15 protein-coding genes are annotated in these 14456 nt (G+C 37.5%); 11 read left to right on the top strand and 4 right to left on the bottom strand.

The genetic code is table 11. The features are described from left to right. Positions 1-110: 110 nt before the first annotated feature. Positions 111-329: a FeoA family protein gene (locus BM179_RS20550; RefSeq protein ID WP_092019051.1), complete on the bottom strand. Its 219-nt coding sequence runs from the start codon at positions 327-329 to the stop codon at positions 111-113. Positions 330-708: 379 nt separating this feature from the next. Here BM179_RS20550 and BM179_RS20545 point away from each other — a divergent pair, with 379 nt between their 5' ends. From BM179_RS20545 to BM179_RS20515, 7 genes are all read left to right on the top strand, one after another. Next, on the top strand, positions 709-1374 hold the full coding sequence (locus BM179_RS20545; RefSeq protein ID WP_092019050.1) for a heme exporter protein CcmB: 666 nt from the start codon (positions 709-711) through the stop codon (positions 1372-1374). Positions 1375-1461: 87 nt separating this feature from the next. Then, positions 1462-2121, top strand: coding sequence for a cytochrome c biogenesis protein (gene ccsA, locus BM179_RS20540; RefSeq protein ID WP_092019049.1), 660 nt, complete (start codon positions 1462-1464; stop codon positions 2119-2121). 52 nt (positions 2122-2173) lie between these two features. Continuing rightward, a complete protein-coding gene (locus BM179_RS20535) occupies positions 2174-2383 on the top strand; it encodes a CcmD family protein (RefSeq protein ID WP_092019048.1) in 210 nt (69 codons plus the stop codon). An 85-nt stretch (positions 2384-2468) separates the two neighbouring features. Next, complete coding sequence (locus tag BM179_RS20530; protein ID WP_092019047.1) at positions 2469-2906, top strand: cytochrome c maturation protein CcmE domain-containing protein; 438 nt, start codon at positions 2469-2471, stop codon at positions 2904-2906. Between the two features lie 88 nt (positions 2907-2994). Next, positions 2995-5568: a cytochrome c biogenesis protein CcsA gene (gene ccsA / locus BM179_RS20525; protein ID WP_092019046.1), complete on the top strand. Its 2574-nt coding sequence runs from the start codon at positions 2995-2997 to the stop codon at positions 5566-5568. A gap of 30 nt (positions 5569-5598) precedes the next feature. Then, positions 5599-5889 (top strand): hypothetical protein, encoded by a 291-nt coding sequence (locus BM179_RS20520; RefSeq protein ID WP_092019045.1) that lies wholly within the window; start codon positions 5599-5601, stop codon positions 5887-5889. A gap of 168 nt (positions 5890-6057) precedes the next feature. Then, complete coding sequence (locus tag BM179_RS20515) at positions 6058-7365, top strand: hemolysin family protein (RefSeq protein WP_092019044.1); 1308 nt, start codon at positions 6058-6060, stop codon at positions 7363-7365. Positions 7366-7441: 76 nt separating this feature from the next. Here BM179_RS20515 and BM179_RS20510 read toward each other — a convergent pair whose 3' ends face one another. Continuing rightward, positions 7442-8677, bottom strand: coding sequence for a chorismate-binding protein (locus BM179_RS20510; protein ID WP_092019043.1), 1236 nt, complete (start codon positions 8675-8677; stop codon positions 7442-7444). Between the two features lie 155 nt (positions 8678-8832). After that, entirely contained in the window at positions 8833-9258 is a 426-nt protein-coding gene (locus tag BM179_RS20505) for a hotdog fold thioesterase (RefSeq protein ID WP_092019042.1), read from the bottom strand. A gap of 155 nt (positions 9259-9413) precedes the next feature. On the opposite strand from BM179_RS20505, the gene BM179_RS20500 reads away from it, so the two are divergent. The 3 genes from BM179_RS20500 to BM179_RS20490 all read left to right on the top strand — a co-directional run bounded on the left by BM179_RS20500 (position 9414) and on the right by BM179_RS20490 (position 12278). Continuing rightward, complete coding sequence (locus BM179_RS20500) at positions 9414-10052, top strand: histidine phosphatase family protein (protein WP_092019041.1); 639 nt, start codon at positions 9414-9416, stop codon at positions 10050-10052. A gap of 326 nt (positions 10053-10378) precedes the next feature. Beyond that, positions 10379-11473 (top strand): sensor histidine kinase, encoded by a 1095-nt coding sequence (locus BM179_RS20495; RefSeq protein ID WP_092019040.1) that lies wholly within the window; start codon positions 10379-10381, stop codon positions 11471-11473. 67 nt (positions 11474-11540) lie between these two features. Then, the gene (locus BM179_RS20490) at positions 11541-12278 is read left to right on the top strand and encodes a LytR/AlgR family response regulator transcription factor (RefSeq protein ID WP_092019039.1); all 738 of its coding nucleotides are present in this window, start codon (positions 11541-11543) and stop codon (positions 12276-12278) included. Positions 12279-12396: 118 nt separating this feature from the next. On the opposite strand, the gene BM179_RS20485 is transcribed toward BM179_RS20490, so the two are convergent. Next, the gene (locus BM179_RS20485) at positions 12397-13518 is read right to left on the bottom strand and encodes an AI-2E family transporter (protein ID WP_092019038.1); all 1122 of its coding nucleotides are present in this window, start codon (positions 13516-13518) and stop codon (positions 12397-12399) included. Positions 13519-13692: 174 nt separating this feature from the next. On the opposite strand from BM179_RS20485, the gene BM179_RS20480 reads away from it, so the two are divergent. After that, on the top strand, positions 13693-14418 hold the full coding sequence (locus BM179_RS20480; RefSeq protein ID WP_218159264.1) for a YjiK family protein: 726 nt from the start codon (positions 13693-13695) through the stop codon (positions 14416-14418). Positions 14419-14456 lie beyond the last annotated feature (38 nt).

Here is a 14456-nt window from a genome sequence, read left to right as displayed (position 1 = left end):
TATAGTTAATGTATTGGTGAGTCAGGGTCCTTTATTAATTCCGGAGTGGTATGAAACACCAGCATTTAATAACAATTACAAAAAACATTTTAACTTTTCCTACGGGAATTTCAAATAAGAATAATTGTTGCCGCTTCTTCCTTTCTCATCGAAAGGGTATATCCTGAAACTTTTATGGCAATAGGATCACCAAATGGTGCAATATGACTCATAACAACCTCTGTGCCAGGCAAGCACCCCATTTCCAATAATTTCAGGGAAAGAACCTCATCCATAAATGTCCTGATTATTCCATGTTCGCCAATTTTCAAGTCTGCGATTGTCTTCATATAATTCCTTAACTAATTTCCTTAACTAATATTTTAATGCTCTGTTATAACTCTTGTAAAATCTCTTTCATGGATTCATGAAAAGCTGATTATAAATTTCTTCGGATAATTTAAGAGCACTGACCTGTTTAAGCTGAAATATCAGCAAAAATAAGTCATTTTTTGCATTTTATTTAGACTTATTCAAAACAAGTGCAAAGTAACAAAGAGTTCCTGTGCTTTGGAAATTTTCGAACATGATATTTATCACTCAAAATATTATTTGGTTTTTGAGTTTGGGGTTTATTTGTGTTGTAACTTTGTAGCCCGAAAGAATTTCGGGTTAATATTATTTGTTTTCGACAGATCGTTGGAAAAGCAAACTTTGAGCGAAAAACTGATGTTTCAAGAAGTTAAGGCACTGATTAACAAAGAAGTAAAACTGGAATGGAGGCAAAAATATGCGCTCAACGGGATGCTCCTGTATATTGTCAGTACTGTTTACATCTGTTATTTATCATTTAAACTCAAAACAAACGAGCTTAAACCGATTACCTGGAATACTCTTTTCTGGATTATTTTACTTTTTACGGCTGTTAACTCTATTGCAAAGAGTTTTCAGCAGGAAAAACACGGGAGATTGCTGTATTACTATACTTTAGCAAGTCCTGAAGGAATTATTCTTTCGAAAATTATTTATAACAGTCTGTTAATGCTGGTACTTTCTCTTGCAGGCTTTGGTTTTTATGCCATTGTTATGGGAAATCCGGTAGGAGACATAAGCTTATACCTTGGAAGTATAATTTTAGGAGCTGTTGGTTTTTCAAGTACACTAACCATGATCGCAGGAATTGCCTCAAAAGCTGACAACAGCTCAACATTAATGGCGATTTTAAGTTTTCCGGTAATTATTCCTATTCTTCTGCTGCTTTTGAAAGTTTCAAAAAATGCATTAGACGGTCTAGACAGAGGAAGCAGTGCGGATGAAGTCTTTACACTTTTGGCAATAGACTTAATTGTGGTGGTACTTTCAGTGATATTGTTTCCCTATTTGTGGAAAAGCTAGCAGGTCAGTGCAGGTCTGATGCAGAGTTGGTTGGCCGTTATTTTACAGCAAAAAATTGTTTTTATTAACAAGGCAAATTGAATTGAGATGAAAAATTGGTGGAAAATTTTGTCAGTAGTTTTACTTATGTACGTTATGATTATGGGCTTCTTAGGGGAAGTTCCTCGTCAGCCTATTCTTAACGAATCTGTAAGAAACCTTTATTTCCATGTGACGATGTGGTTTTCGATGATGGCTTTATTGATAACCTCCGTTTGGTACTCGGTAAAATACCTTCGTAATCCTTTGGAGGAATATGACGACAAAGCCGTTGAATTTGCCTACACAGGCATTCTGTTCGGAGTACTTGGGTTGATTACAGGAAGTTTATGGGCAAGATTTACCTGGGGCGCGTGGTGGACAAATGATCCTAAACTCAACTCCGTGGCAATCGGAATGCTTATTTATTTTGCTTATATTATTCTGAGAGGTTCTTTTCAGGATGAACTCCAGAGAGGTCGTATTTCAGCAGTTTACAATATTTTTGCTTTCGTAATTTTCATGGTTTTAATCTGGATTCTGCCAAGAATGACAGATTCCTTACACCCTGGAAACGGTGGAAATCCCGGATTTAAACCGATGGATACCAAAGGTACCATGCAAATCGTTTTTCGTCCGGCAATAGTTGGCTGGATTCTTTTAGGTGTCTGGATTACAACGTTGAGACTTCGTCTTAAAAAACTGGAAAGAATTCAAAAAGAACTTTGATATTTTATTAAACAACAAGAGACATTTTTAGCAATTACTGAAACATATCCGAATGAAAAAATTAATCCCATTACTAGGCTTTTTATTAGTTTCTCTGAACCTTTTCGCACAGGAAGAAGTAGAAATGGCAGATAAATTACGTGAAAATGGTAAAATCTATGTAGTAGTAGCTGTTGTTGCAGTAATTTTCGCAGGAATCATTGTCTATTTAGTAAACCTTGACAGTAAAATTTCCAAATTGGAAAAACAACTCAAGAAATAAGATATTCCGGAAGGCACTTTAAAGTGCCTCTGAAATTTTCATCATTCTGAATCATTACTTATTTTGTCGATAATCAATAAATACCATGAAAAAGATACATATTTTCGGAATTATTGTCATTGCCGTAGCCATCGGAATTATCATAACCACTTCTGCTGATGCAAGCACTTATGTTAATTTTACCCAGGCAGAAGAGCTTTCTAAAGATAACCCTTCTCAAAAAGTACATGTTGTAGGTCAGTTGAAAAAAGATCCGGCCGGAAAAGTAGTAGGACTAAACTTTAATGCCGCTTTAGACGCCAATCACTTTGAATTTCTTCTGGTAGACGATAAAGGCCGTGAGCAAAAAGTAATTTATAATGCTCCTCAGCCACAGGATTTCGGAAAGGCAGAGAAAATTGTTATCATAGGCAGCATGAACGGACAAGTTTTCCAATGTGATAAAATCTTATTGAAATGCCCTTCAAAATATCAGGACGGGAAAGCAGAGTTTGAAGAAGTGAAGAAAACCGCAGCCATTTAAAATAGTAAATACCAAAGCTGTTATCCCGGATTTGAGAAAGTCTTCTGAGACATTCCTGAATCTTGGGATATTAGCTTTTTAACATATTATGATACATTCTAATATTGGAAATATCGGTCACCTTTTACTGATTATTTCCTTCGTGACTTCTCTGGTCGCCACATTCGGCTACTTTAAGGCAACGCAATCTAAAGATCTGGCTATTGCCGCTGACTGGCGCAAATTCTCAAGATGGGCTTTTTATATCCATGCTGCTGCGGTTGTCGGAGTAGCTTCCAGCTTATTTGTTATCATTTATAACCATTATTTTGAATACCATTACGCCTACTCACATTCCTCTTTAGCTTTGCCTCTTCAGTATATGATTTCGTGTTACTGGGAAGGTCAGGAAGGAAGTTTTCTGTTGTGGATATTCTGGCAGGCAGTTCTTGGTATCGTTTTAATTAATACCAACAAAACCTGGGAGGCACCTTTAATGACTATCTTTTCGTTAGTTCAGGCCTTCTTATGTTCTATGATTCTGGGCGTAGTTCTTCCGCTCCTTGATTTTAAAATCGGTTCTTCTCCGTTCCTTTTACTCAGAGAAGCACAACCTGATCTTCCTGTATGGAAAATTAAACCGGATTTTATTCCTGTTGACGGACGTGGTCTTAATCCATTGCTTCAAAACTACTGGATGGTAATTCACCCCCCTACCCTGTTTCTTGGTTTTGCCACAACGCTTATTCCTTTTGCCTATCTAATGGCAGGACTTTGGAAAAAACAATACAGAGAATGGATTCGCCCTGCTTTACCCTGGGCTTTATTCTCCGGTGGAATTTTAGGTGTGGGTATTCTGATGGGTGCCTATTGGGCTTATGAAACCTTAAACTTTGGAGGATACTGGAACTGGGATCCGGTAGAAAATGCTTCACTGGTACCCTGGCTGGTACTTGTCGCTGCCATTCATACCATGATCGCTTATAAAAGTTCTCAAACTGCTCTTAAAGCTTCTATTATATTGGTAATCGCTACCTTTATTCTGGTTCTTTATTCTACGTTTCTTAACAGAAGCGGTGTTTTGGGAAATGCATCTGTTCACTCGTTTACAGATCTGGGACTTTCAGGACAGTTACTTATTTATATTTTCACCTTCCTGATTATTGCAGTTGCCCTGAGTATTTTCAGATGGAAAGAAATCCCTTCAGACGAAAAAGAAACTTCTGCTTACAGCAAAGAGTTCTGGATTTTCATGGGTGCTACAGTACTTTGCCTGTCTTCATTCCAGATTATTTTCACCACGTCCATTCCTGTTTACAATAAAGTTGCAGAGGTATTCGGGTTTGTGTCAAACATTGCCTTGCCTGCTGATCAGGTGGCACATTATACAAAATTTCAGGTATGGGCTTTTGTCCTTGTTGCCATGCTGAGTGGTTTCGGACAGTATTTCTGGTGGGGAAGATTCAAGAAAGAGACTATTGCCAAAGCCATTGTTTCTCCCTTGCTCATTGCTTTGGTACTGACCGCATTAGTGGTCAACTTTGCAAAGGTTTACAACATTACCTATGCAATTGTTCTTTTTGCCGGATTTTTTGCGTTGGTAACAAACGGTTCTATTTTAACCAGTATTGTCAAAGGAAATTACAAATTATCCGGAGGAGCCGTTACACACATCGGTATGGCTTTAATGCTGATGGGAATTATGTTTTCCTCAGGATACTCAAAAGTAGTTTCTTTAAACAATTCAGGCTTTGCTATTTCAAATAAAGAAGAAGCTTTTACCAAGGATGATAACAAAGAAAACAAAGAAAACCTGCCGCTTTGGATCGGGCAACCTGCCAAAATGAAAGATTATATGCTTACTTATAAAGGGCGCAGACTTGAAGTAAGAGGTGTTAAAGGCTATTTTGACAGAAAGGATTTCGATATTATTGAAGGCGATTTTCATGCAATTGCCTTAAAAAACGTTGAAAGAGATGGTAAAAAATTATTTTCCAAAGGTGATACCGTGACTGTAGAGCCGGAAAACGTTTATTATGAAATTGAATTCCGTCAACCGGATGGAAAAGTATTCAGCTTATATCCGCGCTGGCAGATTAACCCGAAAATGGGAACTGCTATTTCTCCGGACCTTACCCACTCTTTCAAAAGCGATATTTATAGCTATGTTTCTCTCGATCCGAAATTAGCAACACAGACCGGAGATGAAAAAGAATGGAGTAAGACTGAAAATTTCGTTGCCGCAGTTGGTGATACTTTATTCCTGAATGACTACGTTGCGATTCTCTCAAAAGTAGAAAGAGTACTCGAAGGAGTTGAAGGAGTGCAGCTTGGAGAAAATGATGCCGCAGTAAAAGCCCATTTCAAAGTAATAGGAAAGGAGTTTCAGAGTTATGAAATCACTCCGATCTTCATTATTAAAGATGGAATGATTGCCACACCTTCGGTGGAAAGCGAAGAAACTGGTCTGAGAATCCGTTTTACAAATATTGACCCTAAAACAGGCAAATTCGGTTTCGGTGTTAATACAACGCAAAGAGATCTGATCATTCTTAAAGCCCTTGAAAAGCCTTATATCAATGTTCTTTGGATCGGTTCTATCGTTCTGGCGATAGGATTTGCTATGGCCACTGCAAGAAGAGCAAGGGAATTCAGATTAATGAGAGATAAAGGACTTTCTTAGTCTTCGTATATTAAAACGAAAAAATATCAGATGAAATTTTCAAGAAAAGAGGTATTGTTACTTTCGGCGGGAATCGGCTTTCTGGTGATTTGGATAATCGACCTGAACAGCCCTACCCCTCCTGAGGTAAAAAATAACTTCTGGACAAATATCTTCTATCATTACGGCTGGCTGATGTTTGCCGTAGGCTTTTTATTCTTCTTTCAGTACAGTAAAAATGAGAGACTAAAAAAAGAACAGATGGAAAGAGATAATCCGAAGAACCCTAAAAATGATTTAAAATCAGAGCAAAGAAAGGCGCTGAGAAAGGGTAAAAAGTAATAATACAATATTGGGATTCTTAAACTTTTATTTATATTTGATTACAGAAACTAAGTTTCTGATACTAAAAACCGCTGATTTTCAACTTCTAATTTTCAATTCAAGCATTTTACAAGGAGTGAATATCGTTTGTCGGCAAAAAATTACTTTCGCAAAATCTGACCCTATATGGACTCCCAACAAGTCTTAGGAATAGTGCTTTCAATGGCATTTTCAGCATTCTTTTCAGGTGTTGAAATGGCCTTTGTTTCGGCCAATAAACTATATTTTGAACTTCAGGCCAAACAAGGTAATATTACAGGAGAGATCATTTCCGGTTTTATTAAAAATCCCTCACGTTTCATAGGAACCATGCTTATTGGGAACACCCTTTCCCTTGTAGCTTATGGTATTTTTATGGAAGGTTTCTTACACCATGAAATTGAAACCCTTTTCCCGGTAATCGGTACCGGCCTTATTCCGGGCATAATTGCTTCAATTGTAGGAACGATTATCATCCTTGCCACTTCTGAATTTACGCCTAAAAGTATTTTCTTATTGAATCCTGATGGGTTCCTGGAGGTACTGGCTATTCCGATCTGGATTATTTATACATTAATGTCGCCATTGGTATGGGCAATTGTAGGACTTTCAGAGTGGTTTATCAAGAAAGTGCTCCGGTTGGAATATTCGGAAGAAAAACCCGCTTTCGGACTCACCGACCTCAACCATTATCTTCAAAATCTTAACCGCAAAACTTCAACGGAAGAAGAGGCAGAAGTTGATACCAAAATATTCAATAACGCCCTTGAATTTAAACAGGTTCGTGTACGTGACTGTATGATTCCAAGAACAGAAATTACAGCAGTAAATGTTGAGGAAGGCATTGAAGAACTAAAGAAGGTATTTGTTGAAAGTGGTCACTCTAAAGTTTTAGTTTACAGAGATACCCTTGAAGATGTAATCGGATACTGCCATTCTCTGGCATTATTTAAGAAGCCTAAAGACATTATGGGAATAATCACTCCGATTCCTATTGTACCGGAAGCTATGCCTGCAAATGATCTGATGATTCGTTTTTCAAAAGAGCATAAATCTCTGGCTTTAGTGGTGGATGAATTCGGAAGTACTTCCGGGTTAGTCAGCATGGAAGATGTAATGGAGCAGATTTTCGGAGAAATTCAGGATGAATATGATGATACTGAAGACTGGGTTGAAAAGAAAATTGATGACAAAACCTATATTCTTTCTGCCCGTCATGAAATTGATTATCTGAACGAAAAATATAATTGGAATCTGCCCGATGGTGATTACGAAACTTTGGGAGGATTATTGATTAACATCAATGAAGACATTCCGGACGTAAATGAAGTAATTGTCTATCAACCTTTTAACTTTCAGATACTGGAAATGAAAGATGCCAGAATTGATACGGTAAAAGTCTCTATTATCGGCGAAGTAGAACACAAATCTGAAATTTTTTCAATCAAACACTAGATTGACTCAGCATATAAAAGAAAGAGGAGAATTTGAACCATCAAATTCTCCTCTTTCTTTTATATGCACCCAGTCCTTAAAGAATTACATCCATTAAAGTCTGGCATTTTATTTCTGTTTCATGCCATTCCTTCATAGGATTTGACTCTTCTGTGATTCCGCAGCCGGCAAAAAAAGTACCTTTATCACCTTCAATTTTCATCGTCCGCAGGTTTACAAACAAATGTGTTTCCTGATGAATGTTAATCGGGCCGAGGAATCCACTGTAGAATTCTCTCTGATGCAATTCATTTTCTGCGATAAAACGTAATGCATTCTCCTTAGGCATTCCACAAACTGCTGAAGTCGGATGCAATAATTCAAGCATCACCGTTCCCAGCTGTGAGAAATTCACCTTTTGCGTATCAACCGAATAATCCGTTCGGAGGTGCATCAGATTACCTGCCAAAACCGTTTTAGGTCCGTTTTCAACATATTCTCTCAATCTGATTTGCTTAAAACATTCTAAAATATACCGGCTGACAAATGCCTGTTCTTCAATATCTTTATGAGACCATTTTGCTTCGGAAACAGATAATTTCTCCCCGTTTTCTCCGATAGCGGACTGGGTTCCTGCCAAAGACATCGTTCTGAAAATACCGTTCCTGTCCAGGCTCACCAAAGTCTCAGGTGTAGCACAAAGCCATGTTACCTTTTGCATTGGCAGATAAACCGCAGAGATAAATGCATTCGGATAGGTTTTGCACAATTTGTTGAAAGCATCAACTACGTCAAAACTTTCCGGCAAAACAACCTGTGTTGTTCTGGAAAGTACTACCTTTTGCATTAACCCTTCCTGAATCGCCCCAATACCATGCTCAACCATTTCAGCAAAGGTAATTTCATTATACATTGAAGTACCTTCAGAATGAAATTCTCTTGAAAAATCAGCATGTTTATCAGAATCCGGAATTTGTCCCGGTGTATTTTGAAGCCAGGTTCTGACCTTATTTTCAAATATCTCTGCCTCCAGAGGTTTCACTTTAAGGCAATCTTCTATCTCATTGTTCCCACTATCAAAACAATAAAACAAATCAGCTTTCAAAAATAAAGGTTCGCCCTGAAAAGGACTGATTACAAATCCTGAAGGAAGTTCCTCCAGATCTATTTTAGTTGCCTGAATCTTACCCGACAAATCCACTGCTAATTGTTTCTCCGCCGTATTAGGCCTGCGCCATAAAGCAACAGGATAGGCCTCTGTAACAGCAGTATTCCACAATGCGGCAATTCTTTGTATTTGGGTAGAAATATGAAGTTCCGAAGTCGGATACATATCTTTAAAAAACGTATTTCGATTTTATTAAATTTCCTAACAATCTGATTAACAAAACATTAACATACAGCTCTCTGGCCAGATTTAACCAGATATTAAATATAACAAAAGTTAGAAAGATGCTGTTCTGAAAATCTGTTTTTTTTTCCTTAAAATTACTGTTTAATAGAAATTATGGCAATAGTAATTCTGCTTGCACACACCAGATCACCCTTTTCATTGGTAATTTTTATCTCCCACACATGCATAGATTTTCCAATTCTTAATGCCGTACATTTGCCATATACATATCCGCTTCTGGCAGATTTAAGGTGATTTGCATTGATTTCAACTCCCACTCCCGTTTGAGATTTCGGATCGTCCAGACAAAGCCATGAAGCAACACTTCCCAGCGTTTCAGCAAGCACCACTGAAGCTCCGCCATGCAGTAATCCCATTGGTTGTCTAGTCCTGAAATCAACCGGCATCTTAGCCACAATATAATCAGGAGTAACTTCTGTAAACTCAATTCCCAAATGTTCTCCCATATTCCCGGCACTCAATGCATTAATCTGTTCTATAGTGTATCCCGTTTTTATCATATTTTTTATTTAGTTTTGCGTTGATTTTGAGAGATTAAATTTTACACAGGTCTTTAAATCAAATATTAAGTTTAACTATTGTTTATCGTTATATCAAGCATTAGGACTAAGTTTGCATTTTTCAAAACTACGTCGCTCTTAAAAAATTACCATTCATGGCCACAAAGAAAACTATATATTTAATTCGTCACGGAGAAACCGATTATAATCGCAGAGGTGTAGTACAAGGCAGTGGCATTGATTCTGATTTGAATGCACTGGGTCTTGCCCAGGCACAGGCATTTTTCGATACATACCAAAACATCCCCTTCAGCAAAGTTTATACTTCCGGCTTGAAAAGAACACATCAATCGGTAAAAAATTTTTTAGATGCAGGATTACCCTGGGAACAATATCCGGGGCTAAATGAAATCAGCTGGGGAAGTAAAGAAGGAAGAATCCCGAATAATGAGGATAATGAATATTACAAAGAACTGATGGACAACTGGCAGGCAGGGAATGTTTCCATGCAGGCTGAAGACGGAGAAAGTCCGGTAGATGTGTTGGAACGCCAAAAACCTGTCATCGATGTAATTCTAAGCAGACCTGAAGAAGAAACCGTATTAGTAGCAATGCATGGAAGAGCGATGAGAATCCTTCTGACATACCTGCTTCAACGCCCTCTTCATGAAATGGATAATTTCGAGCACGCCAACTTATGTCTTTATAAACTCAGCTATAATTACGAAACAGAATCGTTTTCAATCGAACTGGAAAATGATCTTTCACATCTTGCTCAGTTAAGTAATTTTTAAATTTTTGATGAAATCCGGATTTTGGAAAAATCCGTAAACTCATAGCATTCAGAAGAATCAAAGAAGAAAATATTCATTAATCCTTCTTTGATTCTTCATACAATTCTCAGCACCTCAAAAAATTTCTCCTTTCAGAAATCCGTTTATCACCTACATTTTCCGTTTACTCAATTTTTGGACAATTTTAGTATCAATTTGGCCTAAATTGTTGTTAGGATGATTGTATATCGCTGGTGAAAATCATTCAGCTTAATTTGTATAAATTGATATTTCCCGATTGTAATTTAGTCTTTTGTGACCCGGGAAAAGGAAAATTATTTGTAAAAATGTCCAAAACCAAACTATATTGGCTCCTACAAACCTCAGGCTGGCTGGCCTGGGCGGTGAATGACGGACTGATTTATGCTAATGACTTTGGCTGGAAAATTGATTGGTTATACGCTGCACTGCTCAATGTTGGAATCGCAATATTTCTTACCCATAATTACAGAAAAATCATCCGTTACTGGGGTTGGGTTGAATCTCCGATTATTCAGGTAATTCCTAAAATTTTATTGTCAATTACCATCATGTCACTGATTATGGTCAGTATTAATTTACCACTTGACATTCATCTGGTAAGTGATACTTTCAAAATCAATATCACGATGTTCACGCTTCTTCAGTATATTTTAAATTTCGCTAAACCCCTCACAATCTGGACTTTATTCTATTATGCCTTTCATTATTTTGAAAGAAAGTCAGAAGCAGAAGTAGAAAAGGTAAAACTGCAATCTTCTATCAAAGAAACAGAATCTAAAGTACTGCGAGCACAAATGAATCCTCATTTTATGTTCAATGCACTAAACAGCATCAGAGCTCTGATTCTGGAAGATCCGGAAAAAGCCCAGAAAGGAATTACGCAACTTTCAAACATTCTGAGAAGTTCATTACTGGCAGATCGCAGAAAAACAGTTATGCTTAATGAAGAGTTGCGTACCGTTGATGATTACCTTGCTCTTGAAAAAATCAGATATGAAGACCGGCTTCAGATTCGTAAAAATATTTATCCGGAAACACTGAATGTTCAGGTGCCCCCAATGCTATTACAGACCCTTGTTGAAAATGCCATAAAACATGGTGTTTCCAAACCTGTAAAAGGTGGTTTTGTGAGTATTGAAACTAAAATGACCAATGATAAGCTTTTGATTATTATCAGTAATACAGGAGTGCTGGAAACCACAGAATCAGGTGGATTCGGCCTGGAAAACACTGCACACAGACTGGAACTATTATTTGGCCCCGAAGCCAAATTCCGGATCTTTCAGGCCTCCAAAGATGTCGTTACCGCAGAAATTACCATCCCGATTCCTTCGGGAGAATCAAAAGAAAATCCGTTTTCGAAAATCACCAATATTGTAAAACCTAAAATCACCATGTAGCCTGACAAGAGCCGAAGGAATAATCTCCTTCCGGATCTCTTTGAAAGCCCAAACCTCAACTTAAAAAATGAAAGCTATAATTGTTGACGATGAACGTCTGGCCAGAAACGAACTAAAAAGATTATTAGAGAATTTTCCTAAAATTAATATCGTCGGAGAGGCTGCAAATGCCGATGAGGCAATACAGTTAATCGATGAATTGCATCCGGATCTGCTGTTTCTCGATATACAAATGCCGGGCAAAACCGGCTTTGACTTACTTTCTGAACTGGAAGGGTATGTTCCGGAAGTAATTTTCACCACTGCATACGATGAATATGCCATTAAAGCATTTGAATTTAATGCCCTTGACTATTTACTGAAACCCATTGAACTTCACAGACTGAGCGAAGCCGTTCAAAAGGTTGAAGAAGAAATTCAACATCAGCAAGAGCGTACAGATACTGCCAAAGAAGGGGTAAAAGTATTGGGAGACAATGACCAGGTTTTTGTAAAAGATGGCGAAAAATGCTGGTTTGTCAGACTTGGTAAGGTAAGATTGTTTGAATCAATGGGCAATTATGTGCGATTATACTTCGATGACCAAAAACCATTGGTGCTGAAATCATTGAATGCCCTGGAAGAGCGCCTTGACTCTAAAGTATTTTTCCGGGCAAACAGAAAGCACATTATCAATTTACAATTCATTGATAAAATTGAACCCTGGTTTTCCGGAGGATTACAGGTTACATTAAGAGGAAGCGGAGAAAAAATTGAGATTTCCCGTCGTCAGGCCATTCGCTTTAAAGAATTATTAAGCTTATAGAAAAGAACTTTTTACAGTCCGTTTTGTGCATTATTTTACTGCATAATTCCTAATAAAAAAGATGAATAGTGCGCTTTGAGCAGACTATTCATCTTTTTATCTGTCAGATATTCTGACATCATTTCTGTTCTTCAGCAGAAGTCTCATTTTTTTTCGATTCCTTCGGAATCTTCTGAGGCCGGACAGGTCTGTCAAATTCCGGTTCTCCCAATACATATCCATATGGCTTTAAGGCTTCAATATTGTCAAATACTACCTTTAATATTGCAATAAATGGCAAAGCCAGTACCAAGCCGGAAATCCCCCATAATTGTCCTCCTAAAACCAATACGATCATAGCAGCCAAAGGATTGATGCTTACTTTTGAACCAACAATATGGGGGGTGATGAAGTTACCTTCCAGAAATTGTACAAATAAAAATACTCCTGCCACACCTACCGCATACAACGGAGAATCCTTCGTTATTAAAGCCATAATAATCGGCAAGAGAGAACCAATCATTATCCCGATGTATGGAATCAAAAGTAAAAATGCTGCCAGCGTTCCAAAAAACATCGCATACTCAATCCCAAGAATCATTAAACCTATTGTATTAAGGGTCGCTACAATAATTATTACCATCACAAGACCCAATAGATAACTTTGTACTACCGTATAAATCTTTTGCAGGATTGTATCTATTTTAGTCTTTTTGGAACGGAAAAACACTTTATAGAAGAAATTTCTGAAGAAGTCTCTGTAATGTAAAAAGAAGAAAACAAAGATAGGTATTAACGCCATCGAACTCAAAGAGTTAGCAATTGCAGTTAATGAATTAGTCACGATATACCCACTGTTTTTCAACAGATTAAGTGACTGATTTCTAAATTCTGTTACCTGCTTTTTCCGGCTGATATTAAAATTTTTCGCAGCCCAGGTTTGAAGATTATTCATTAAACCCTCCGCTTTTCTTTGAAACGCAGGCAATTCATCCGATAAATCGGCTAATTGCATTGAAGCCAGGGAAACAAGACCTACCACAATCGCCAGCGTAATGAGAAGACAAACAAATATGGCTAAGGTTCTTGGGAAATACCACTTTTCCAAAAAATGACACAAAGGAAAAAGCAGCATAGCAAAAAGTACAGAAAAGGAAAGAAGTATCAATATTTCCTGTAAAACAAACATCCACCACACAATAATGCTTACACAAAGCAAAGAAATCAGTAATTTGGCAGAATAAGGTAATTTAGTCTCCATTGCGAATAGAAAACCCACCCTTTCGGGCGAATCAGATTTTATTTTATGCTAAAAATGAAAGTACTCATGTGGTTATTTTACCTGAAAACTGCCACTTGCAATTGTCAATCAGAAATCAATCAATCCGGTTTCAGGAAAGGTAAGAAATTCTATAAAATTAGCCAAATCGGGAAAATGGACCGAATTGTAAATGAAAGTTCAGGTTTAGCAAAATTGACAGGAAAACAAACATTTTGGTCACATAACGACAGCGGAGGAAAAGCAGAGCTTTATGAGGTAGATTCTACCGGAAATTATATCAGTACCCTAAGTATTCCCAAAGCCAGGAACATTGACTGGGAAGATCTCGCAGGCGACAGACAAGGAAATATATTCATCGGAGATTTTGGGAATAACCGGAATAACCGAAAAGACCTGATCATCTATAAACTCCCGGAGAAAGAGCCTGAAAAAGTAAAAACAATTCAATTCAGCTACGAAGATCAGAAAGCATTTCCTCCTCCTGACAAAGAACGTAATTTTGATTGCGAGGCGATGTTTTATCATCAGGACAGCCTGTATCTTTTTTCTAAAAACCGAGGGGATAAACAGGTTAAGCTTTATGTTGTTCCGGCAGCCGAAGGGACATATTCCGCCAGACTTAAAGCCAAAATCTACCTGAAAACCATGGTTACGGGTGCAGATATCAGTCCGGATGAAAAAAAATTTGCCGTGCTGACTTACGGGAAGTTATTTATTTTCGGAATCAATGAAGGACAAATAAACTTCTCAAATCCAATTTTTTGTTTGAAAACTAAAAGAAAACAAACAGAAGCAATCGTTTTTCTTGATAATGATCGTTTACTCTTAACCAATGAACAGGGAAGTATTTATCTGATCGGGCAAAGAGCGGCTCCTTAATATGCCGGAAAGGAAATCTTAACAATTCCGTAACATTG

Source organism: Pseudarcicella hirudinis (assembly GCF_900115665.1).
Classification (GTDB): domain Bacteria; phylum Bacteroidota; class Bacteroidia; order Cytophagales; family Spirosomataceae; genus Pseudarcicella; species Pseudarcicella hirudinis.
This window is presented reverse-complemented; position numbering and strand designations above follow the sequence as displayed.